This window comes from Vibrio aerogenes (genome assembly GCF_024346755.1).
GTDB classification, from domain to species: domain Bacteria; phylum Pseudomonadota; class Gammaproteobacteria; order Enterobacterales; family Vibrionaceae; genus Vibrio; species Vibrio aerogenes.
The window spans coordinates 2,689,464-2,713,775 of record NZ_AP024861.1 but is presented as its reverse complement, the minus strand read 5'-3'; the positions used below and the strand labels follow the sequence as shown (position 1 = coordinate 2,713,775).

General features: G+C 52.8%; 14 protein-coding genes. 2 read left to right on the top strand and 12 right to left on the bottom strand.

What is annotated here, in order from left to right; genetic code table 11:
• Positions 1-108: 108 nt before the first annotated feature.
• Positions 109-1,518, bottom strand: a complete 1,410-nt coding sequence (locus tag OCV29_RS12025; protein WP_084193284.1) for a glycoside hydrolase family 140 protein — start codon at positions 1,516-1,518, stop codon at positions 109-111.
• A 226-nt stretch (positions 1,519-1,744) separates the two neighbouring features.
• On the opposite strand from OCV29_RS12025, the gene ercA reads away from it, so the two are divergent.
• Both ercA and OCV29_RS12015 read left to right on the top strand, forming a co-directional pair.
• Positions 1,745-2,902, top strand: coding sequence for an alcohol dehydrogenase-like regulatory protein ErcA (gene ercA / locus OCV29_RS12020; RefSeq protein WP_073603215.1), 1,158 nt, complete (start codon positions 1,745-1,747; stop codon positions 2,900-2,902).
• A gap of 66 nt (positions 2,903-2,968) precedes the next feature.
• The gene (locus tag OCV29_RS12015; protein WP_073603216.1) at positions 2,969-5,131 is read left to right on the top strand and encodes a putative bifunctional diguanylate cyclase/phosphodiesterase; all 2,163 of its coding nucleotides are present in this window, start codon (positions 2,969-2,971) and stop codon (positions 5,129-5,131) included.
• 109 nt (positions 5,132-5,240) lie between these two features.
• Here the strand turns inward: OCV29_RS12015 and OCV29_RS12010 are convergent, their stop codons facing one another.
• The 11 genes from OCV29_RS12010 to OCV29_RS11960 all read right to left on the bottom strand — a co-directional run bounded on the left by OCV29_RS12010 (position 5,241) and on the right by OCV29_RS11960 (position 24,274).
• Positions 5,241-7,892: a hypothetical protein gene (locus OCV29_RS12010; protein ID WP_073603217.1), complete on the bottom strand. Its 2,652-nt coding sequence runs from the start codon at positions 7,890-7,892 to the stop codon at positions 5,241-5,243.
• A gap of 12 nt (positions 7,893-7,904) precedes the next feature.
• A complete protein-coding gene (locus OCV29_RS12005) occupies positions 7,905-12,716 on the bottom strand; it encodes a contractile injection system tape measure protein (RefSeq protein WP_073603218.1) in 4,812 nt (1,603 codons plus the stop codon).
• Positions 12,713-15,145, bottom strand: coding sequence for a hypothetical protein (locus tag OCV29_RS12000; protein ID WP_073603219.1), 2,433 nt, complete (start codon positions 15,143-15,145; stop codon positions 12,713-12,715). Before OCV29_RS12000 ends, OCV29_RS12005 begins: the two co-directional genes overlap by 4 nt.
• Before the next feature lie 2 nt (positions 15,146-15,147).
• On the bottom strand, positions 15,148-16,089 hold the full coding sequence (locus tag OCV29_RS11995; RefSeq protein ID WP_073603220.1) for a hypothetical protein: 942 nt from the start codon (positions 16,087-16,089) through the stop codon (positions 15,148-15,150).
• A 2-nt stretch (positions 16,090-16,091) separates the two neighbouring features.
• Positions 16,092-20,180, bottom strand: coding sequence for a baseplate J/gp47 family protein (locus tag OCV29_RS11990; RefSeq protein ID WP_073603221.1), 4,089 nt, complete (start codon positions 20,178-20,180; stop codon positions 16,092-16,094).
• 3 nt (positions 20,181-20,183) lie between these two features.
• Positions 20,184-20,630: a GPW/gp25 family protein gene (locus tag OCV29_RS11985; RefSeq protein ID WP_261887327.1), complete on the bottom strand. Its 447-nt coding sequence runs from the start codon at positions 20,628-20,630 to the stop codon at positions 20,184-20,186.
• Between the two features lie 66 nt (positions 20,631-20,696).
• Positions 20,697-20,996 (bottom strand): PAAR domain-containing protein, encoded by a 300-nt coding sequence (locus tag OCV29_RS11980; protein WP_073603222.1) that lies wholly within the window; start codon positions 20,994-20,996, stop codon positions 20,697-20,699.
• 27 nt (positions 20,997-21,023) lie between these two features.
• A complete protein-coding gene (gene vgrG / locus OCV29_RS11975) occupies positions 21,024-22,817 on the bottom strand; it encodes a type VI secretion system tip protein VgrG (protein ID WP_073603223.1) in 1,794 nt (597 codons plus the stop codon).
• A gap of 9 nt (positions 22,818-22,826) precedes the next feature.
• Positions 22,827-23,492 (bottom strand): CIS tube protein, encoded by a 666-nt coding sequence (locus OCV29_RS11970; protein WP_073603224.1) that lies wholly within the window; start codon positions 23,490-23,492, stop codon positions 22,827-22,829.
• 2 nt (positions 23,493-23,494) lie between these two features.
• On the bottom strand, positions 23,495-23,689 hold the full coding sequence (locus OCV29_RS11965) for a hypothetical protein (protein ID WP_073603225.1): 195 nt from the start codon (positions 23,687-23,689) through the stop codon (positions 23,495-23,497).
• Positions 23,690-23,830: 141 nt separating this feature from the next.
• Complete coding sequence (locus OCV29_RS11960) at positions 23,831-24,274, bottom strand: phage tail protein (protein ID WP_073603226.1); 444 nt, start codon at positions 24,272-24,274, stop codon at positions 23,831-23,833.
• Positions 24,275-24,312: the final 38 nt, after the last annotated feature.

Sequence of the window (24,312 nt, the reverse complement as noted above, 5' to 3'; positions counted from 1 at the left end):
GGATGAGTGCTAAGGCCGTCAGTTTACATCATTGACGACTATTGACCTTATAATGAACCAAAGAAAACCGGTCCCGGACAGTCTTGCTGAAAACGAGCAATCACCTGATCAGATGCGATCAAGAATCAGCACCCAGTCATTGCCCGGAGCTTCACTTCCCGGTGGCTGAAAAGCCTGCGTTCCGGATGTATCATACACACCTGCCGGACGACTGGTGCCGTTGCGCGGACTGTACCAGCTGGCTTTAACTTTTTCTCCCGGCATTTTGCTCAGATTGACGTCAAACGAACGGCCGGTATAGGTATAGAAAAAAGCATAGTTATTTCCGCGGGTCGCAATCACATAATTGTATTTCAGGCCATTGTCACCCGCCAGTAGTGACTGATCCGGCCGCCGTTCGAAGAAAGGCCGGGAAAGCATCAGCTGCTTGAGATATTTCATTTCCCCGGCACCTTCATCGTTCATCGCATGATCCCAGTAATCACGAACGCCGTAAGAACCTTCTCCAGAATCAGGCTTATGCATCTGCATCACGGCATTGTTACCATAAGTATGACCAAACGCGCCAGCGAATACAGACCAGTAAGCATAACGTCTGACATCGGCAGCTTTCCAGTAAGGCTGATTTGAGTCATGTAAACCCTGCGGAATATTTTCATAGGAGGGTTCACCGTCAAGCGTTGGTTTGACAGGTGTTCGCGCATAATCTTCCTCAACATAGCGCCAGTTGTCTTCCCCTTTCCATTCTGCGGCGGGCACATCATCCCGTTTTTGATCGTAGCGACGATGTCCGGACTGAAACATATTAAAATCCAGCCACGAAGCCTGATGGAACCAGGTCGAGGACTGAGTGCCGCCAAACGGATGAAAAGTAATCAGATTATCCGGGGTTTCTTTATCCAGCGCCTGTCCGATTTGTTGCCAGACCTGTGGCAGATATGTGCCTTTCTTATCCCCGCCATTCATCCAGATAATATTGCGGTTTTGCTGGTAGCGCCGTGCCAGCCAGGTGGCATAGGTCTTCGCCCAATTCCCCTGAGTTTTCACCTGCCCGGCGGCACTTCCCCATACCGGAACCATCGCCATATATATCCCTTTTTCCGCAGCCAGACTGACGATGTAATCAACATGATCCCAGTAGTCATAGGCTTGTGCATCATCCGGTGAATGACCCGGTGTGACTGCTGGCTGGGTCGGATCTTCGTTGGCAAACGGCGTATCACCGTAATAATTTTTTTCCGCCAGATCATGAACAACCATCACCTGTATGACATTAAATCCTTTGTCATGACGGTTCTGTAAATATTCTGCCGCTTCTTCCCGGCTGAGTTTACTGAACAATAACCAGCCGGTATCTGCCAGCCAGAAGAAGGGTTGTCCGTATTCATATTGTAAAAAACGATGGTTATCAGATATTTTCAGCCGCTGAGGTACACAACCTGATGCAAATGATGTAAGAGTACTGGTAAGCAGCCCGAGCGTGACTGTCAGCATGAAAGTGGTTTTGATTATTTTCATAAGAAATCCATGATGATTGATTTATATGCATCATCAATCATAAAGGTATGAGATTCTATGATCAAAGGCACATTGCGGATCAAAAGGACATCGCGGATCATCTGCCGGATTGCTCCGGTGATCAATATGAACTAAACCTTTAGATATAGATATAATTAAAATGAATGTTTTTGTTATTTTTGATCTGTTTTAATGATGAGTTACTGGTTGTAATGGAGAAGTCGCCATGGCGCTTTATGAGATGAGGAAATTTGTTGCTCCTGAATTTATCTTTGGCGTTGGCGCACGTCACCGGGTGGGTTTTTATGCCCGTAACATGGCTGCCCGGCGGGTGTTGATTGTCTCTGATGCCGGGGTGATGAATGCTGGCTGGACGCAGCAGGCTCGGGACGATTTAACCGAGTCCGGTATCGAATCCGTCGTTTTCCACGGTTTAACCTCAAATCCCAAAGATCATGAAGTGATGGCCGGTGTGACAGTTTACCGGGAAAATGAATGTGATGTGATTGTCGCCGTCGGTGGCGGCAGTGTGATGGACTGCGCGAAGGCGATAGGCATTGTGCATACCAATGGCCGGGATATCCGGGACTATGAAGGCGTGGACCGGATTGAAGTGCCGGGGCCTCCGCTGATCTGTATTCCGACCACCGCAGGTACTGCGGCTGATATTTCCCAGTTTTGTATCATTCTGAATTCACCGGAACGATACAAAATGGCGATTATCAGTAAAAGTGTGGTGCCGGATGTGGCGCTGGTTGATCCGGTGACCACCACCACGGTCGATCCGGGATTAACCGCCGCAACAGGTATCGATGCGCTCACGCATGCCATTGAAGCCTATGTGTCGACGGCAAGTTCTCCGATTGTCGATGTACATGCAATCACAGCCATGAAACTCATCTGGAACAATCTTGAACTGGCCGTGACGCATCCGGACCAAATCGAGGCCAGAGAAAATATGATGCTGGGATCGCTGCAGGCTGGTCTGGCTTTTTCTAATGCCAGTCTGGGGGCGGTACACGCGATGGCACACGCACTCGGTGGTTATCTGGATCTGCCCCATGGCGAGTGTAATGCCATGCTGCTTGACCATGTGATTCGCTTCAACATGAATAAGAGCAGTGATAAATATCAGCAAATCGCGGAGGCGATTGGTATCAGAACCAAAGGGATGACCCTGCAGGACTGTACGGAAAAAGTGGCGCTCTCGATCGGGGAAATGCGGGAACGCGTTCATATCATGAGCCAGCTGTCGCGGGTAGGGGTGCACTCATCAGATATCCCGGAGCTGGCGAAACATGCCTTTCATGACGCATGTATTATTACCAACCCGAGACAGGCATCCATTGCGGATATCAAGACGATTTATGGTGAAGCTATGTGATCAAGAAAACTGTGATCAAGAAAACCGTGATCAAGAAAACCATGATCAAGAAGCTATGTGACCAAGATGACAGATGACAAAGACGAGAGAAGTAAGCAGCGTGAGCAGATCATCGGGTTGGGTGAGCGCTCTTTCCGTAAAAGTTATTATCCGCAGTTTAAGCGCAATACCGAGCGTCTCGAACGATTTAAAACCCTGCTTGATCAGACGTCTGACTTTGTCATGCTAGTCTCCCTGCCGGATTTACTGATTACGGATGTAAATCGCGCGACAGAGCTGTTATTTGATGCCAGACCGGGCCGTTTGACAGGGCATTCACTGAATTCACTTCCCCTGGATGATATTGATGCCATGGTCACGACGTTAAAAAGTGATCTGTTGAGGGCAAAAAAGCAGGCCTCGATCGAAACACATTTCTCTGAGCTGAAGTTAATCCGGGAGCAGCGCCCGGTATGGTTAGATCTTTCCTATCGGGTTGCCCGGCTCGAAAGACAGTATTATGCCGTGATGGTGGGGCGTGATATTACCGAACGCAAGCATCAGCATGAGCTGCTGGAGCGTTTGCTGGCAGAGAAAGAAGCGATATTAGATAACGCGATTGTAGGTCTTGCCTGGGTTCGTGACCGGATGATCATTGCCTGCAACCGGCGTCTTGAAGAGATGCTGGGCTATGCGCCTGGGTCGATGGTGGGGAAATCGACCCGGATTCTGTATGAAAGCGATGAGACTTTCAGTGACTTCGGGACAGATGCTTACCGGGCGCTGTCAAGTGGCGAAGCCTTTACCGGTGCCACGCAGCTCTGTCGGGCTAACGGCAAACCTATCTGGTGTGAATTAACCGGCAATTCAATTGATGCCTGTCATCAGGAAAATGGCAGTGTGTGGATTATTTCAGATATTCACCAGCTGAGGCTGACTCAGGAGAAGGCGGTATTTCTTTCTCATCATGATGCGCTGACACAGCTGCCGAATCACCGTTTGCTGGAAGACCGGCTGAATCAGGCCGTCACTGCGGCTGCTCAGAAAGGGAAAGTTGTCGGGCTGATTAATTTAGATCTGGACAGATTCAAGCACATTAATGAACTGCTGGGCTATCATGACAGCAATCAGCTACTGGTTCAGGTGGCAAAGCGGCTGTCATCCTGTCTCGGGGGACAGGGCACGCTCTTCCGGCAGGGTGGGGATGAATTTTTGATACTGCTGCCTGAGTTATCTGACACGGATGGCTGTTTCCCGGTATTAAGCCAGATTTTTGTTGAATTTGAACAAGAATTTATCGTCAATGAACATGAGTTGTTATTAAGCTGTTCGCTGGGCGTCGCTTTTTACCCGCAGGATGGTGAGAGCTTTGAGGAGTTACTCAGTAAAGCGGATATGGCGATGTATCAGGCCAAAGATGCCGGCAGAAATACCTATCGGTTTTTCAGTGCAGAAATGAATGAGCTGGCCAGTCAGCAGCTGACCATTGCCTTTGACTTACGAAAAGCACTGGAGCTGGATCAGTTCGAGCTTTATTACCAGCCTCAGATTGATATCGCAACCGGGCGGCTGATTGGTGCTGAAGCGCTGATCCGCTGGCATCACCCGACGCTGGGTTTGGTTTCTCCGGGCCAGTTTATTCCGGTTGCTGAAGAAACCGGCCTGATTGTACCCATTGGTGAATGGGTCTTGCAGCAAGCCTGCCATGCAGCAGACAGCTGGCGTCAGCATGGTTTTGATCATTCTGTTGTTGCCGTCAACCTGTCCGCGGTTCAGTTTGCGCAGGGAAATATTGAAGACGCGGTTTACCGGGCGATCAAATCTTCCGGCATCTTCCCGGAAATGCTGGAACTGGAGCTGACGGAATCGATCATGCTGCGTGATACAGACAATGTGCTGGCGACGGTAAAACGCCTGAAACTGATGGGATGCAAACTGTCGATTGATGATTTCGGAACTGGTTATTCCAGCCTGGCTTACCTCAAACGTTTTGCAGTCGATAAATTAAAAATTGATCAGGTGTTTATTCAGGAACTGACACAGAACCCCGATGATGCGGTGATCGTGCGGACCGTGATTCACATGGCAAAAAGCCTGGGCCTGAAAACCATTGCCGAGGGAATTGAAACCGAAGAGGTTCTGGAACTGCTCAAAGTCTACCAGTGCGACGAAGCACAGGGGTATTTCACCGGTCGTCCGATGCCAGCCGCCGGGTTTCTGGCATATCTGAAGCAGTGTTTTGGTTCGTGACCATTCATGTTCATTTTTGCCGCAATTTGTTCGTGTTTATACCCATATATGGGTATATAGCCGGTTTATCAGGCTCAACAGACCCTTGAGAACGACATGCCTGCCTGATTTAAGGCTTTTCCCCCTCGCGGTTGACCAGCCAGGCGGTTGCCAGAATCAGCCCCGTCAGCAGCATAAATGCGAAAACAATTTCAATCTTATAATGCATGAAAAACGGATCGGCAATGAACACCAGCATCAGTGACAGGACGGCTGCACAACACACAGCAACAAACGGCAGACTGTTCAGGTGGCGACGCAGCGGATAAATCCACACACTGCTGACCAGCAGAACGATAAGAATGGTGAAAACACCGGCCAGTGCCACCCGCAGCAACCAGCGGTTTGGACAGACAACATTCATCAGCCGGGAGAATGATTGCCTGAGCTCGCTCATCAGTGGATAAACTGACGGCGTTTCAGGAAAAAAGGTCTCACTGACCAGAGTTTGGTTGGCTTCACTTAAAGGCACCGGCCAATATGCGGCACCAGCAAAATTCCAGCTTGATAACCGGACCAGCCGGTTAAGCGCGGTTTGCTGTTCCCGGCTGTCTGCCGTGACCAGTACCGGCACAATATCCGGAAATATTCTGGCGACCGTTTCCTGATCCGGCTGACCGCCAAGCCACGCCTGTAATTCTCTGATTTGACTGATTTCATCCAGCTCATACCCATTGTCAGATGCGGTGTTCTGCTTAGTTTTTTGAGAACTGGTTGTTTGAGAACCAGGTGTTTGAGAACTGGATGTTTGAGAATTGTCAGCAACATGTGACGGCGGGTTGCTGGCTGGATCGCCGGGCAGGGTAATGATCAGATTGGTCAGCCGGGCTAACTGCTTCAGGTTACCCAGCCGATAGATATTTTGCGGATCGCCATACGTGTGACTGGTGATGGTCCTGACCGGAATCACAAGGTTCAGAAAGTACCGGTCGCCGGGCGTTGCCGTGAGCTGTTCAGAGACAGGCACACCTTGCAGTGCGGCCTTCAGACGACGGATAAAATCAACAAAAACCTGCTGGCTGGCCTCATCGTTGAGCGGGGATAAATCCAGATACAATGTCACGCCATCCCCCATTGTCGGTACCGGGGACAGACCGAAAGAGAGGATGGGTTTCATCCGGTTGACGAAACGTTTATCGAGTGGTTGTTTGACCGCTGCCACCAGCATTGAGACCAGATCATCGGTTTTGCCTGTCCTTTTTGTCAGTATCTGAATCAGCTGTGACTTCGTCATATGTTTGGGGGTCGTGACCACCAAATCCACGGCACTGCGGTAACGTTCAGCCATTTGAATAAACCGGGTATATTCAGTCCGGTTTTGCCAGTTCGGGGGAAGTATCAGCGCAATATCGTCACCGTCTGGTTTGATGACGGCGGCTGTGTAACCAATCCGGTCCAGCTGACTGAAGCGAATCGTCTCATAAGCGGGTTGGTCTTTTTTCTTATGTTGGCCTGCCAAAGACCAGTAAGGCGCAAAACCATAAAATGTGCCATCACTCTGAATTGCTGGCTTACTGTCCTGACAGCCACAATTATCCGGTGCCTGCCACAACATCGGTGAATCACTTTGGGGCATGTCGCCGGTTTTTTTAGCCAGATTCAGAATACTTTCCACTGCTTCACCGGAGGTGGGCAGTCCGGCCAGTTTAAACGCCATGGCGATGAGTAAGTCACTGGCAAATACCTGATTTTGCAGTGGTGCCAGCTTTTTCAGCAGTGCTTTGTCGACCGGCACGAGATTTTCCTGATTCAGGGTATCCTGTAACGCGCCCGGCTTCATTTGCCAGCTGATTTGTTGCGGTGTGGCTGACTGAAATTTGATGGTGGTTTGTTGGTCGCTGTTTTTTGCCTGACCACTGTCAGCCTGACTCCTGGTGCTGTTGGCTGAATCACCGGATTGAATATTCAGGCTCTGGGCCGGTGCTGCGGGTAAGTTCAGAATTTGAGAGGTGATCAGGGCGTCGATATCGACGCTTTTTCCCAGTTTGGTAAACGCAGCCCGCAGTGAATTATACAATTCACTGCGTTGTTCAAACTGTTGTGACGCCAGTTTTTTGAGTGCGGCCAGCGTAGACTGACGCTGGCTGAGTTGTGTGAAATCGGCTGTCGTGAGCTGATAATAGTCCGTTGAATCTGGAGTATTGACCTCTGTCTGGAGGGCTGGTTGTGAGGTTTTCTCCACAATGCCGGCAATGATCTTATTGGCGATATCGCTGTTTTTCAGATGCAGCAAGTTTTTTGGCGCAATGTAGCCACGCCAGTTTGGATATAAGGCATTTAAGTAAGTTGCCCGGTCTAAATCAATCAGAATGGATTCCATAAATGCCTGATAAGCGGCTGGCTGAACAACATCAAATTCAGCACAGAAATAAGCCAGCCAGCGACGGGTGACCGGGCCCCAGCGACCATCATTGAGGTATTTATCATCCTGCGGGAACTGAGAATTATCCTGATACAGCGCATTGAGTTGATATTGAATGGTCCGGATATCACCAGGTGCTTTGCCGTCTCTTAACCGCAGATTGCATGTTTGATAGTTGCTGCTGCTCAGGACCGGGCCGGCTGCAGACTGGCTGGTGGGGGCTTCCTGAGCCGTCGCGGGTGTTGCAGGGACAGACAGGATAAATCCCCACACAATCAGGACGAAAAATAACAACCACGGAAGTAATGAAACCGGGCCTGAAGACCGGTTTTTCAGACATCGGAACAGGAATTGGATCATGATGTACCTTCCTTAACGCCAGGAGACAAACAAGGGTTTGTCCATCCATGGGTATTTGATGGTTTGAAAAGTCCAGGGCAGCTGGTCGAGTAACATATCAAACGGACCGGGAAATACTGCCAGTTGCCACTGTTTTTCTGTTTCAGTCAGGTTGCCGCCGCGCTGCAAAAAGGTGGTCTGTAATCCGGCGACCGAAGTCGCGCCCAATGCTTTCCAGTGATCGATGATGGCCTGAAGCAAACCTTCAGTCAGTGCGATTGCGCCTTGTGGCAGCGGTGTCTTGAAAGGCACCGGCTCATGCAGCGGCATACCACACAGCACTTTATTCAGGGGCAGCAAATATTCCGGCGCTTCATCGGTGCCATGGGTCAGCCATTGCAGACAAAAAACCGCCTGTTGACGGGTTTGGGGACTGATGAACTGTTGCCCGTCGGTCAGTTCAAGCCGTTGCAACAGCATGGGAATGTAGGTTGAAGCCAGCACCAGTCCGGCATTGATGATCTGAATGGGTTCTCCGGTGGCTTCATTCTCATCCTGAGCATCCTGTGCCTGCCATAACACAGGGTCGCTCGCCGGATGTTCAGCCTGAAGCGGGGCGTCTGTCCCTGTAAGATGGGCGTCTGTCCCTGTAAGATGTTTGGTAAGCGCAGCAGGGGCAGGGGTGCCTGTCCCCGCAAGATCACCCAGAGTGTCTGTCCTTTCTGTTTCTACGCTTTCTGTTTCTTTCTCTTTTCTTGTTTGAGCTTCATTGACTGCCTTATCCGGTTGGGTCTGCGCATCGCAAGCTTTGAATTGATCCGCCAGCGCTTTCAGCCATGCCGCTTCCACGGGCAGTTGTTGTGCCAGTTGCCGAATGAGGAGATGGTGTCTGTCCTCATTCGTCTCCTCCTGAGACCGCCTGTCTTTCTGTGGTTGCAGATTCAGACAGGATTGAATCCGGACGTCAGCCATCAGTTCGGCCAGTAGCTGGCTGAAAAGGGCGTTGAGGGGGCCTTGAACGTCAGTGATTAACCAACGGTGATAGATGATTTGCCAGAACGCCTGACGAACCGGCATCGCGCCGCCGGTAAGCAGCATCAGCGTGTGATAAAGCGTGATGAGATAAGGCTGCCGCTGCGGATACTGTGTCGCGAACAGTGCCATGTGAGACGCATCGTCCAGCCGGGTAATCCAGTGATTACATTGTTGCCGGGATTGCAATACCTGAGTGAGCTGCCGCCAGAGGGACGCATGCTGATGAGCAATGAGAGATCGGGCTGCACTATGGGTCAGCTGTTCAGGAATGGTTGCTGAGATGGCTTCAGGCCGTGAGCGTGTATCGCTGTTCAGCCATTGCGTCAGTCTGACGGGTTCCTGCAAAGCTGATAGCCACGCTGACTGTTGTGTGCGGGAAAACGTGTTTTTGCTGAACGCTTGTTTGAGCTGTTGTTGCAGATGTTCGCTGATCTCAGCCATCGATTGTGCGGTATTAATTTTTTGTAGTTCCCGAAGTAGTACATGGCTCCAGTCGGCGATCGTTTTGGGCGTTCCGGCGCTGAAGAGAAGCCGGTAAAACAAATATGCGGGCAGTGTGCTGACCTGAAACAGCACTGTCAGCACCGGTAATAGCGGGCCCACATCCTGCCACACTGACGGTGCCAGTGTTGTGATCAGTTGCTGCTGAGCATCCGGGGCAAACTGTCCGATCGCATAGTGTGCTGCATCGGTGGGGTTAAGGTGACAGAGAAACCGGCGAAAATGGCGCTGCTGTGATTCAGTGAGCATGATGTGCTGTGGATGCCCGTTCAGCTGATTCAGCCACTGGCTGGCGGTTAAACCGCCAGCGGGATCGAGTTGACTGAGCATCCAGGTCAAATCATCCTGAAACCGGACGGGTGCAGGGTCGAGACTTCGCAATGTCTCAATCAGCTGACGCAAATCCAGATTATGTCGTGCGGCTAACTGAGTCATCAGCGAGGACAGATAACTCCGGCGGTTAAATTCACTGCCTCGTTCCACCAGCAAATAGGTCAGGCTGATCGTCCAGAGGCTGGTTTGCAGCGGTTGTTCCTGAAGTGGTGGCGTGACTGCCAGCTTGCGTGACAGAGCCGGTATGGCGTGAACAAGCGTTGTTAGGACAGGCGCTGCCGCGGGATCGATGAGTGTAACCAGTGCCAGCCGGGACGGGAGATCGAACCGTTCCGCCCACTGCTGGCGCACAGCGGCACTGCTGCCCAGCTGATGTAATAGTGATTGTATCTGCGTCTGATGTGTGTCCAGCAATGCCGCCGGGAGAGTGCGCCACTGGTCCGGGGCCGGATGCAGCAATACCTGAATCAGCTGGCGGATATGCATGCGCGGGCCTGTGTCCCCGGCAAGTTCCGGCATGTCGGACGGGTGTTGCCACCAGCCGGCGATTTTCATCAGGGCATCCGTGGCCGCTTCACTGGCTGGTGCCGTCATTTGAGACGGCGGGTTATGTTGCAGGCTCAGTAACAGGGTCAGCAGCTCATGAGGTGGCTCACCAGTCAGAACGGCAATCATGGCCTGAATCAGCGCGCTCTGGCTGATATTCCGCCGGGCCGCCATCTGACGCACAAGAGATTGCAGATAGCTGCGACGGTTAAATTCACTGCCTCGTTCGGTCAGCAGATAACCCAGTGTAAATTGCCACAGGCTAATCCGCAGTGTTTCTCCGGTCATGACCGTTGACGTGGTGGAGGATGTGTCAGGGACAGACGCTTTTGTGGGGACAGGCACTTCAGATGCTTTCGTGGATTTTATGGGGACAGACGCTTTTATGGGGACAGACACTTCAGATGCATTCCCGGATTTTGCAGGGACAGGCGCAACAATCTTAGCAGGGACAAACGCCATAAAAATCCGCCGGTTTTCGATGACATGCCGGATAAATCCGCGGGCATCCGGCGCAATCAGTCCGGAGAAATCCAGCAGGGTCGGGTCGGTAAAATGTTCGGCCCAGTGCTGGCGGACGGCCGCCAGCTGTCCGGCCTGTCGCAGCAGTGCTGTCAGTATGTCCGGGTGATCCGGCCATAAGCGCTTCAGCGTGGCTTCACTGCCGTATTTCAGGGCTTCAAGCAAGGCATGGATATCATCAGCCGGGGTCTGGTTGACCTTTTCTGCCGGCGTCAGCGCACTGACTGTGTTCACCGGAATTTTTACCGGGGTTACTCCGGATTGACTTGCCGTTTGCGCGGATTGCCCGGCGACTTGCGCAGCAGCTTCAAGCCAGGAAACGGACATCGCTTGTGGCGCCGGTTGTTGCCATGCAGATGACCCGGATTTCGGCGGGTTCAGACCGGGTTGAGGCTGAAGCGTTTCTGGTTTTGCCCATTGTCGGGCGATGGTTGTCAGTAACTGACGCATCTGTGCCTGAAGTGTGGTGTCTGACGTTTGTGTGTTCAGGCCATCTTGCAGGCCACTTAACAGGTCGGCCGGTTTCTGGTTATTTGCGGCGGCCATCCGGACGATCAGCATCATCAGAAATTGCCGGCGGTTAAACTGGCTGCCGCGTTCTGTCAGCAGATAATGCAGAGTGAAGCACCAGAGCTGTTGTGACAGGTGGGGCACTGGCCGGGAAACCTGTGTGGGCTGAGGCCGGGGGGAAGAAGGTAATGTTTTTTCTGAAAATAAATCAGGGGACAAAGCTTTATTTTGTGTGGACTGATTTTGTAAGGACAGACGCGACAGATTTTGTGAGGAGAGACACCTTTCCCCTCTCTCTCCCCGGTGATGTAAGTGGCGGTTTTGCAGGGACAGACGCCGTTCCGCACGTTGTGAGGACAGATGCGTGATGTTCTGTGAGGACAGACGAGTGATGTTGTCTGTCTCTGTCTTCTCTGCGGCTGAAGGCATACTGTTCTGCCACAGGGATGGCGCTTTCAGTATCCGGCACAGGAACGGATATTCTGCCGGTTCCAGACACGCGAGCAGCGACAAACGGTGTGTTTCCCGGAGCGCACTGATCAGCACAAAAGGAAGCGCACTGTCCTGAGCATGGCGCCGGAGTGCCGTCAGAAGTGGCGTTTGATATGCCTGTGTTAACAGGTCCCAGTCTGGCAAAATCCCGTTAAGCTGATGGTGGCTGAAGGCCTCTGTCAGCCGGTTTTGCCAGAATTGATTCAGTGCGTTTTGCAGACGCGGATGATGGCGTTTGGGATGACGGGTTAATCTCTGCATCGCCCGGTGTTGTATCGCGGGTGGCAGAGTCGCCAGCAAATCAGCCAGAGATTCCTCCGGTGTTTGTTCGAGCAGACGATTCAGCAGCTGTGTTGACTCTGCACTATGGGTGAGCAGTTGAGTGAGCTGTGCCGGGTGCTGTTGCCATGTCCGGACCAGATGGTCCATTGTGGTGGGATCTTGCAAATCGGCTGACCAGTGTAACTGTCCTGTTTCGAGAAAGCAGCGTGCCTGCGCCCACGCATCCTCAGCGGATGTCCGGCGGGTCAGTCCCTTGAGTCCTGTGACTTCCGTGAATCCGTTTAATTTTTCTTGTTCCGGCCCGCTGTGTTGCACATGTGGCTGCTGTCTCCCGGCTGGTTGCAAATGAGGCCGGAGCTGGTCAATGAGTTGTGTTTCGATGGCGGCCAGCAGTGCCTCATACATGGTGTCCGCCGGGATGGTGCCGGTATCCAGCAGCAGCTGATCAATCGTGATCACTTCTCCGGGCGGGCAGAGCTGGTCAAACAGGTGTTCGATATGGGGTAATAACCGTTGCATGACCCATTGATGCGCCTGCTGTTCAAAAGCTTCGGCCACTGGCGCAGAATCAAAATTCAGGGCAAGCCGGGCATGGCGGATCTGATGAGGCCGGGATGCTGTCATAAGATCAGTCCTCCTTCCTCACTGTCCGGCTGATGAAGACATTCAAGCAAACGTTTTGCCAGCGCATCACAGTAAGATTGTTCTTGCTGCGCGGCGTCAGATTGAGGTGCCTGAGCAGACTGCCGTCCTTGAGGAGACTGTTGTCCTTGAGGAGACTGCTGTCCTTGAGGAAACGGATCGCCGCCCTGAGATTGACCGCTGCACCGGGCTTTGTGCGTCCGCCATTCGAGATACAGGGCTTCAAAGGCTTTAAAAGGATAAAATGACAGCCAGTGAACATGTATCAGCAAATGTGCCGGGCTGTTGCTGCGAATCAGAGCTTCGGCCTGTTGCCGGAAAAGGGGCTGCTGGTGACGGGCGGTGAAACCGGGCAGCACGACACTGATCTGATGGGCATAAGGGCCCGGATCTGTGGTGTCGGCGGGACGAAGTAACAGATGTTCCACGACATACAGGCCTTCACTTTCCCGGTTGAGGCGCATCAGCCACTGTTGCAGATAATGACAAAACTCAATCAGTTTGCTTTTCTTCCGCTGGCGGCCGATGTACAGCCATTGCGTCCCGGAAAAATGCAGGAACAGCTGATATTCGCCGTTCTGGGTGCGCTGCAAAATCCGGTATTCATGGTGCGTGATCCCTTTACGCAGCAAAGTCTCGGCAATCGTTTGATCACCAAATGCCATCACTGACGCGCGGATTTGCCGGGTTTGCTGTCCGGTTAGCCGGAGATTGTCCGGACGTTCCGGTAAAGGTGTCATGGCGGATAACAGCGGTTCCTGTAACTGAAACAGCATTTTTTTCCCTGCCGGGCTGTCTGCATAATGTTCATCACTGACGACGTTCAGTAAATACTGGGTAATGGTCCGGCTGTAAGTCTCTTTTTCATCGGCTCTCAGGCCCAGCAGCAGAGACAGCCGCCGGGCATAGCCGCCCGGATCGTGCGGTTGGTGCAGGTTTGGTCCCTGGCCGCGTCTGGCGGTCAGCGGGACTATCTGACAAAGAAACTTCTGTTTATGGTGAAGCAGCTGCCATTGAAGCGTTTTGGCTGAACCGTAAATATTGAACTGTTGATGAAATGCATCCGGATAAGATTCACCGTACAGCGCCAGCAGATAATCAAAAATCCGTCCTTTGCGTTCCGGATAGTCATCGAACTGGTCCTGTAACCGGCGCAGCCGCTGGCGGATATCGGTCGGGTAGTGCTGTGTGATATGGCTGAACTGCTGGTCGTTCAGCAATTGTGTCTGATAGCTGTGTGTGGTGTTGATTTGTGTGGAAAACAGGTCACGAATCTGGCTGAGATCGGCGCAGAAATTTGCCATCAGCTGATCGAATAACAGCAGATAACTGCGCAGCTGGTGCCGTTCTGCCTGTTGCCGGGGATGATAGCGAACCGGATGACCCGCAGACAGGTGATAAGTGCGCGGAAATAAATCTTGTACCGATTCATACTGTGCAAGGTCATAAAAAGTGCCCGCAGGCAGCGTTTGCATCGCATCATTTTGCGCCGCAGGGCGTGTTTTGTCCTCCAGTTGCTGGTAATACAGACGAATGTCGGCGGTATCAAGCATTACTGCATTACCGTGTTGCCGCAGGGTCAGTTTCAGGTCTGAGGGGTGCTCCGGAATGAACAGGCAGGCATGTTCAGGTAAGGTCTGGTTTTCATTCTCAGCGCTGTTGGGTTGAGCCGGGTGATTTTCTGCAGCAGACAGTGAAAAATCTGTGATGTGGTGAATGTCTGTCATCGCCAGTAAGCGGGCGCTCAGGGCCGTCAGGTGAGCTGCCTGAGCATCCTTGAGCAGCCATTGGCTGGCCTGATGATAAATCATTGCAGCCAGAGCGTTCGGATCATGAATCTCATCACTGATGTCGATGGTTGCATTCAGGGTCAGCGGGATGTCTGTGATGATCTGAATTTGTCCGAGATCTTCTCCGGTCTGCCTGACCTGCTGATAAGCCGCGGCAATGGCGGTTGCTGCCTGAGCCGCGCGCTCAGTGTCACTGAGGTTTTGCTGATGAACCGGATTGAGCCGCGCGTTGATATGCCAGATGCCGTTTTGTGCCGGATCGGGCTGTACCGAGATGTGTGCCAGCTCTGGCAGGGCAGCCAGCAGCCAGCGCCGGTAATCTTCGCCCTGTTGCGGCATGGCCGGTAAAATCTCCGCCGGGTGCGCCAGCCCTTGCCGGGGGTAATCAATGGTGCCATCCGGCCCGGTCAGATAGTCAGCGACCGTAAAGTCACTGCGGTAAATCAGGTCGGTCAGGGCGAAGCAGACCTGCTCCAGTATCGTCACGCCCGGATCGTGCGTGTTGTAGTCCGTCCAGATATGACCACTGAGCTGCTGAATATACGTCAGCCCCAACTGAAACAGTTGCTCAAAACTATCCGGATTGTCGCGGTTACCGCGTTTTGAGATAGTCACCGGCATCGTCAGCTGTCCTGTGTGGTCTGAGGTTTATTTTCACAACGTACCATGTACGCGTCATCCCAGAGTTGCGTGAGGTGATAGCGGATAAACTGATTGGCGCCATAACTGGTATTGGTACGGATTTGCAGTACATAGGGGCGAATTGCACCCTGTTCGGTGGTTTGCTTCCAGCGCAATGCCAGCCTGTCCGCCATCGACCCAAAATAAGCATGCTGGGTTTTGATCGGGTTTTTCCGCCGCCAGAACTGCCACCACCAGTGCACCGGTGCGCAGGTATTGGTCGCAATCGCATGCAGCAGAGCATAACGCCCGCTGTGACGGATCCCGATCCCGGCGACCACTTCAAACATCTGACATCCTTCCAGTCTGCCGGTAATATCGTGCCATTCGCCATCAGCCGGAATTGCATCAGATACGGGCTGATAGCCCTGACGGCTTCTGGATGCGATGGTGCCCCGGACATCCAGAGTATGCTGGGGTGTTTCGGTTTGAATACCGACCTGACCCGTGGCGGTGAAGGTGACATGCGGGCGAATGGTTTCGCCTTCTCCGGCGACGAACTGCAGCCCGGCCTGTGGGCTGACACCGGGTTGGTCCCCGTTATCTTTGGGGGGACTGAACGTATTCAGGGGGGGATTTAACGCCGGCCGGGATGGTTCGGCCGTATCATGAGCGGGCATGCTGAGATGAGGTGCGTGAGCGGTGGCAGACTGGTTGGTAAAGCGGACATGCCACAGCGGCGTGTTTGGCTGACTTTTCTGATAAAAGCTCAGCAGGTGTTGCTGGTCGAGCGCCGTCAGCTGGAGTCCGCTGGCCGGTGGTTTGGAAAAACCTTCATCGACTTCGTTAACACATGAATCGATTAGATCGCCAAAGTGCTCTGCAGACGGCATCATCCCCTGACGAAAATAATTTTTCAGTGTACTCCGGTTGCGTTTTGGCATAACTAGTCTGCTCCCTTCGTTGTTCCCCGGAATGGATGTACGGATGAATCAATAATCAGTTGCTCACCAATCACCAGTTCCCCGATACCTGCCGGTTGTGGTGCGTGTTGGGCCGGTTTGCTGATAATCTGCAGGGAATGATGGGCAGCAGGAATCAGCAGATTCCACGGATATCCGGCCGTCACCGGCTGCTGAGTCACCGCACTGTCCTGCAAGGTGTACCCGGTTTGTTGCTGTTGGCTGATTTTGAGTACAGAGACACCGCTGACACTGGCAACATCGGGTTGCTGACCGATAAAAGCGGCCAGTTTGTTCAGTGACAGCTGCCAGCCCAGTCCGGTGTTCATACTGTCTGTGTGCCATGGGCAAAGCGTATGGTTTAGCTTGTGATTGAGCTCGCGCTGTGCCAGTCCGTGATGAACACCAGAATGAAAACAGACAAAACAGCGGACCTGAATGGTTTCAAAACCGGGATTACGAACCTCAATCTGACAGCCAGGCCGGCTGACGGAACGCAGGTAATCGCGGATAGCCAGTAAAGTGGCTGCATCGAGTACTTTGGGCTGGCATGGCATATGGTCACACGCTGTTTTTGCCGGGCGGACAATCATCAGCACATGGCCTGCCTGCGGCTGGTGGCTGTCAAACCGGCTGTGGGGAAAACAGTCTGCTGCGCCGATGGTGTCAAATGCTTCCAGCACCAGATGTTCGTAATCCCATGGGGTGATGGCCTGTCCTTTATGGCGCAGTTGTTCGCTGACGCGGGTGATCCACTGCGGGCGGGTTTCCTGTGCCGGTAACTGTCCCATTGGGGTGAGCTGAATCAGAGGGCCTGTCCCGGACTGGCCGGGGAAGCGCTGCCAGTCACTGAACAGGTTTTCCCGCCGGGGCTCACAGGTACCGTCGACCGCGATCACGTGCGTGGCAATATGGCGGCAGCGGGGATACAAGCCAATCCCGTCGCTGGTACTGACGCGCAGCCAGAAATGGCCATCGGGCATCACCCGGTGTGTGGTATTGATTGCATCCGGAATATCCAGCGTGATCAGTCCGCTGGTCAGAAAGCCCTGCGTGGTATCTTCAATCATATGTTTGGCCGGGAGGGTGCGCCATTCATCTCCCACCAGATATTGCCAGTGGTAACAGGTGGACGCAAAGGGAGTCAGCAGCCCGGATTGATCACCAAGCAGAAAATACAGGTTCAGATAACCGGACAGCTCAGTGGCATCAATGCCGATAAACAGGTGACTGTCATGCTGATAATCCGGCAGCAGTCTGGGAGGTTGATAACGTTGCGGGTCGGCCGGCGGGTAAACCTGTTCCTGTCCGAAAGGATGCAGATGAATTACCTGCGCCGGATGGTGGCGGTGCAGGCTGGTCAGATCAACCCGGCTATGCGCACGGTAGTCAATACTCAGCTGGTTGACGACCGGTGTGTAAGGTGCATTGGGGACAGGCAATACTGTGTTTACCAATAAAGTGCCGGGCAGTACCTTGCCGGATAACGCTTTTTCGGGCAGCCATTTTTTCCGCCGGGCATTGTCAGTCAGAACCTGACTGAACAGCGGGCCATAGAGATGATGACCGAAAGCCGTCTGTGGTTGAATCAGCCGGATTTTAAACAGTCCGTTACGCAAACCGCTCTGGTGACTGAATGGTGCCTGTGGCCAGGCGTGAGTCACCGGCGTAAATGCCTGTTGCATGGTGGCAATGTGTAATTGCGTCGCTTTGTTTAGCTGGCCACGGGCTGGCCCGAACAGGGGCTGGCGATGCTGACCGAGAGGTTGCCAGCGTCCGTTGCTTAACACTTCGGTTGCAACCTGAAAACTATGGTTGTGGTAAGCAAACGGGTAACCGTGATAATGCTGTCTGAATCCATCGCTGCCGCGGGGCAGACCTGACCAGTTCAGATGAAAAGTGAGCGCCTGAAGCTGTTTGCGCGCCAGCTCTTCGCTGGCGATAACCAGCGCTGATTCATCAGTCGGCTGGACGCCGAACATGAAAAATGGCTGGCCGGGGTCGGCCTGACCGTCGGGATTAAATAATTTAAACCGGGCCACCCCCTGCACCTCGCTGGTGATGTTGACGGTTGCCAGTTCAAAATCCCGGAAGATCGAGTAGGGAAAACAGTTTGCCTGTGCTTTGAGGGTCAGTTTCAGTGCCGGATGCTTCAGGTGCCAGTGTGCACCATGCAATGCGGGTTCCGGCGGGATAGTGGCTGAAAAGCCGGGACTGAGATTGAAGGTCAACACGAATCCTTTCTGCCGGGACAGGCTGCTTTTGAGCGGGTGAATCTGAGTATCTTTGATAGTTTCCCAACCTTCGGTCGTGGTGATCTGAAAGTCAAAAATCTTGCTGAACAGCTGATAAAACACCGTGACTTTGGCATGGCGCAGCAGTCCCTGAAGTGTTTCAAGGGCAATGGTATCGATACGCGCAGTTCTGTGCAGTGTTTTGGCTTTTCTCCAGATGAGCCGTTTTTCCTGACGGCTCAGCCAGTGACGGCTGCTCAGGGTATGGCGGCAGATAAGCTGACCAAACAAGCGGAAGAACGTCTCCTGATCGCGGGTCTGGTAAAGCAGGGTAAGAAAAAAACAGCGGTAAACATCATCAAACTGCTCAGCAGGGGAATGCCGGTACAGGGCATTGATGTCATCATGGCTGAGCAGCGCCACCAGCCGGACAGGATCGATGTGCCTGCGTTCATCGCCCAGCAGGTGCCCGTGGGTGAGGAGCAACTGCTCAAAAATCAGGGTCAGGGTGTGGCGGATTACGGCTTCGTCTGGCGCTGTGTTGCCCGGTTCGTGACCAAGCATCTGTACCAGCTGAACAATCAGATTGCTGCGGATTTCGTGCAGGCGAAAGTGCAGCGTGACCTGTCGCTCTCCTTCGGCCATTAAAAACACCGGATCGGCAATCACCAGTCCCATGGTTTGCAGCCCGCTCTCATCCTGACTGAGCACAGCATTTTGACGGGGCGCATCCTGTTGGCTGGTCACCTCCTGATGAACGCCTGAATGCCGGGGCGCTTGTTGATCACTGCTAAACAACGGGAAAGCCTGTGTTTGGGGCAACGCCGCCCCTGTTGAAGCCGGATTGATGGTTGTCCGGCTTCCGTGAACCCCGCATACAAATCCGGTGACCCGTTCCGGGGACACCAGTGGATCGCGCCTGAACGTCAGATGAAAGGCCTGGGTGACTTCTGCATTTGTCACCAGCAGTGGCTGGGTTGCCTGATAATCAATCCGGTGGAACTGTGCATCCAGTCCCGGACTGAAAATATCTCCCGGTTCCACACCGATCGGTGTATGACGGTTGGAAGGCAGTGATAATTTAAGCCAGACCCGATCACCGGGTGCGGGTTTCGCTGCCTGTTTCAGGACATCCCGGTAATAGAAGGTCAGGTGGTTTTGCGTCAGTTGGTTAATTTTCTGCTGAGCGCGCTGAAACAGTTTGAGAAAACTGGCATAAAGCGCCAGCTGAGGCGGTGTTTCGCCATGTGTCTGAGCCCGTTTGAGTAAATCCCTGCACTCTTGTTGCAGCGCGGCAAGCGTCAGTATTACTCTGGAAAAGCAGTGTTGCAGGTGATCGGCCTGACCTGCGGTTGCAGCGACTTCTGTCAGCCCCCAGAGGGGATCAAACCGGCTTAAATCCGGGCAGGTTTCCGCTGGCAGGCTGCCGATCAGCTGCTGAAGCGGGGTTGTCAGCCGGGTCTGATAGCTGTGTAACAAGACTGATTTCAGTTCAAAAGCCAGCGCCGGAGCATCCGGCAGCCAGGTATACCATTGGTTCATTTGCTGGCAGAGATGAAGCAGATACGTCAGTGCCGGTTGTGCGCCCAGCTGTTTTGCCTGCCTGAAATGATGCTGACAGTCATGCAGGTCAATGCTGAGAATGGTGGCACAAACCACCAGTTCACTTTGTGCGAACATGCCTTCCCAGTTGCCTGCTTCCTGATCGTCTGAGTCACGATAGGGCAGCATCCGGGCAAACTGTCTGGCCCAGACTAACAACTGCTCAAAGCTGAGTTCATGCAGCTGAAAAAAGCCGGGGGACAGGGCTGGAATGGCTCTCTCCTGACGCGTTGTCATCTTTTAGCCGTCCTGAATCTCACAGGCGGGCAGCAGCGCCGGATCGACGAGCGTCCCTTCCTGCAGATAAAACGGGTAAACCATATTGCCACGGGTGTTGGTGGTGACAATCCGGTATTCCAGCTCGACCATCAGCTTGCCCTGCATCGGTTCCGGGATAAAGTTAACAGCCAGCAGATCAATGCGTGATTCAAAAAATAAGATCGCCTGACGGATTTCATACTCAACTTCGGTGAGCGTGGTTTGGGTCAGCTCGGCAAACATATACCGGTTGAGCCGGCAGCCATAGTGCGGATGCATGATACGTTCTCCGGGCGAGGTGGAGAGAAGAATCGTCAGGCTCTGGTGAATATCCTGCTCATCGCGGCTGAGTGTCACTGTCTGGCTGGCCGGGGCAAAATCCGGGGGGAAAGCCCAGCCGGTGCCGAGAAATGCGTTGTGTTCGCTCATGGTTGATTCCTTTTTATTTATTTTTGTTCACACCGGAACTATCGGTTTATGTTTGATCAACAGACCCTAACCACCGATCAATACGGTCGGGCAGCCGATGGCAACATTACCGCCGTGGTTGGTGGTGTCGCCCATTCTGGCTGCGGGTTTACCGCCGATCATGACCGTTGCCGAGCCCTGTACAATCGTGGAGGGCGGGCCGACGCAGGTACACATATCGCCGACAACAGCAGCCGGAATGCTGCCGATGAGCACTGTCGGGACGCCCGGACCAATCACCGGACCGCCCACATGCGGCACCGGTGGCAGACCGGGAGTGGTCATCGGGCAAACATGCATGTCTGTAATTCGTGCAGCAAATGGCATGGTTTTCTTTCCTTCTCTGTTGCCGGGTTAATTGATTTTGACCAGTCCGCCTTTAATCGTGGTCATGCCGGAGGCTGAAAGCTCTGCGGTGGCCGAACCTTTGGCTGTCAGTCCGGTTTGCGCTTGTACATCAACGTTCATGCCCTGAATCTTCACGTCCATCTGAGCCTTGATACTGGAGTTGTTGGTCGATTCGAGAGAGATTTCTCCTTTGGCTGAGAGCTTGATATCTTTCGGGCTTTCCAGCGAAATACCACTGTCGTTCAGTGTCACGGTATTGCTGTTCTGATCAGCGAGTGTGATTGATTTTTCCTTATCGCTGAGGGTAATGCTTTGACCGCCGGGAGTAAGAATTGTGGTGACTTTATCTTCTTCATTAAACTCAATTTTTAACTGGCTTTTGGTCACAATCGCCTTGGTATTATTTTCAGCAGTCAGTGAGTAGGGCGGCGTATGCTGGCTGCTGTAGAGACTGCCCAGAACAATCGGCTGGCCCGGATCCTGATTGATATAGCCCAGAACCACTTCGTCGCCGGCTTCCGGAATAAAAAAGTTGCCGCTGGTCTGGGTGGCGTAGTAACTGCTCAGCCGGGCCCACACCAGATTGTTGTCATCGCCGAGTGCCGGCATCTGAACCTGAATCCGGTTTTGTGATGCCGGGTCTTCATCCAGTTTGGTTACCAGCCCGATTTGCAGCCCGTCCACCGGTGGCAGCCAGCCAGCCGCCTGCGGTGCGCCCAGATCCCGGTGTTCTGCCGACCACATGGGAGAGAGCCCCAAATCAACGGTGGTCAGCCACTGTCCGTTTTCGATACGGTGATGCACGCCGCCGATATAGTGGCTGCCGTTAAAGCGTTCACCAACACCTGTCAGCTGAATTAATGTGTCGATTTTTGCATCGGCAGTGCCCTGAAAAGTCACTGAGCCGCGAACTTTTGCCAGCATGGATTTTACCCGCTGTCCTTTGGCCCAGCTGGTCAGCATGTCTTGCGTGAGTGTGGCGGAGGTTTGCAGGCGAAAATCCCCGATGCCGAGTACGCTGGCCAACTCGCTGTCGCTCAGATTGCCCTGATCGGCAATTGACTGGGCAGCGGTCTGGCCGGTCAGCATTTTTTGCTGGCCGGGATCCCAGCCGGTGCCGGTGACCTGTTTGAGCTGATGACGGGCATCGATGGCAGCCGAGAGATCGATTAAGTCGGTCCCGTAGGTGACTTCGAGCACTGGTGATTTATCGACGCCCGGCGGGGCGACAGAGATTTTTCCCGACTGATTACACACCACAAAGCCGTTGGCTTCTGCGCGGGTGAGCATAAAATCCCAGTCGCTGCAGTGAAACTGAACCAGTTCATCATGCTTTTCTGCAATACTTTCAACTTTTTCAGCACTCACACCGGCACAGTTGCCAATCAGGGTGCTGATAATGTCACTGTCCGATTGTTTCAGAAAACTCTGACTGCGCCGGGCAATCGTCATGCCGAGTGCCTGATCTTTACAGGTGACATGCAGACTGGACTGATTATTGCCCGTGATCCGGATGGCATGGGTTATCACAATGCCTTCAAAAATCGTTTCTTCGTCACCGGCATAACCGGCACTGATGGTGATTTTTGCGCCGGGTTTAAAGGCGTCACCCTGACTGACTTCAAAGGTCTGCTCAGCCACATTGCCGTCGCTGAGGGTCAGTTCGGCAGAAGCAACCTGATTGACCTGATAATAGATATGAACGGCGATGATACCGGTTGTACTGTCAATGGTGTTGCCATCGGCTTTGATGGTCAGGGATGTGACACCCGAACTGTTTTTTTCCGGAGATTCAGCCATATGCTTGCCTCACCTGACCAGTGGCGGAAAATACAGCCGGGTTCCCGGCCGGATATGGCGTACACTTGCCAGTTTATTGACCCGCGCCACGTCCGGGTAGTAGCGACTGTCCCGGTAAATTTTTTCGCACAGCTGCGGCAGCGTGTCTCCGGCCTTAAATTCAACCAGATGTGTCAGGTCCGGCGAGGATTTTTTCGCCTGTGCTTCTCTTTCTTCTTCTGAAAGATAGCCTTTAAAGCTTAAGTTTACTTTGGCCCGGAGCGGCGTGCCGGAGGTGTCAAACAGGGTGTAGCTGACACTCATTGAGGACAGACGCCCCTGAAAGGTCAGCGTTCCCCAGAAGATTTTGACTTTATTGGGTTCGTGCTGCTTGCCACTGTAATCGTAAGTCACCTTTTTGAGTGATTTGAGCTGGTCGCCAATGGATTTGGCTTTTTTCTGTTCAACGACGCCGGTGGCGTCCATGAGAATATCAAATTTAAGCGTTTCACTTTCATAGCCGCTTAATTCAACTTTTTTGCCATTGTTGCCCTGAGTCTGCTGATTCTTGCACGGGTCATCGGTATAGGTGATGCCGACTTCATGGGACAGCGACTCCGGATTGAGCAACGCCTGAAAGGTTGCAGATGCATTGCCCGATTCTGCAATCGATGAAATTTTGAGTTTATCGACCATACTCAGCGCTCCCGTCGGTCCTGTTCGAGCTTATGAAACATGGTTTTTATCGCCTGATAGTCTTCACCTTCATGGGGAGAAAGGTGAGAGAAACCATTGTTTTGACACGATGGTCTGGCAGCTTCCTGCTTCGGCTGGTCACTCTGTGCGGAGGTGACACTGGACTGAATGGTCATCTGTTTGACTTCTATTGGCATCGTTTTCTGCTCTGCGTTGTTGTGGTTGAATCTTGTTATTTTGTCTTTGAATCTTGTTGTTTTGTCATTGAATCTTATTGTTGTGTCTTTGAATATTGCTGTGATTGAATGTCTTTGAACGCCATGATTTCGTTATGTGGCCTATTTCGCCCGTCGTGCTCTGCTGTAACACAGCTCAACTTCTTCGATGGCGACTTCGTTTTTCGTGGCCTGAAAGCCATCCACTTTCCATTTGATCGGGTAGGCGTTATAAAACACCCACACACAACACGGTGCGCCCTTTTCGTTCAGCAGCCGGACAGAAACGGTTTTGGGCTGAACCGGTTTCGACAGCTGTGATTCCATGATGCCCTGACACCACTTCACCAAAGCTGAGTCAGCGCCGGCAATCCCGCGCTTGAGTGAAAGATTGCTGTGTTTAATCGCTTTAGGCAGGTAATACACCAGGTTATTCCCGCCTTCGCGATATTCCTCCGTTTCGATCTGAGATTCGATACCAGAGACCTCCTGAAAGGCTGAATCGTCGGTGTTGTTATCAATCACCACCGTGAAATAAAATGCCGGAAGCGGCCACTGTTCTGCCATATTGGTTCCGCCCTGTTTATACCATTCTGAGTAACTTT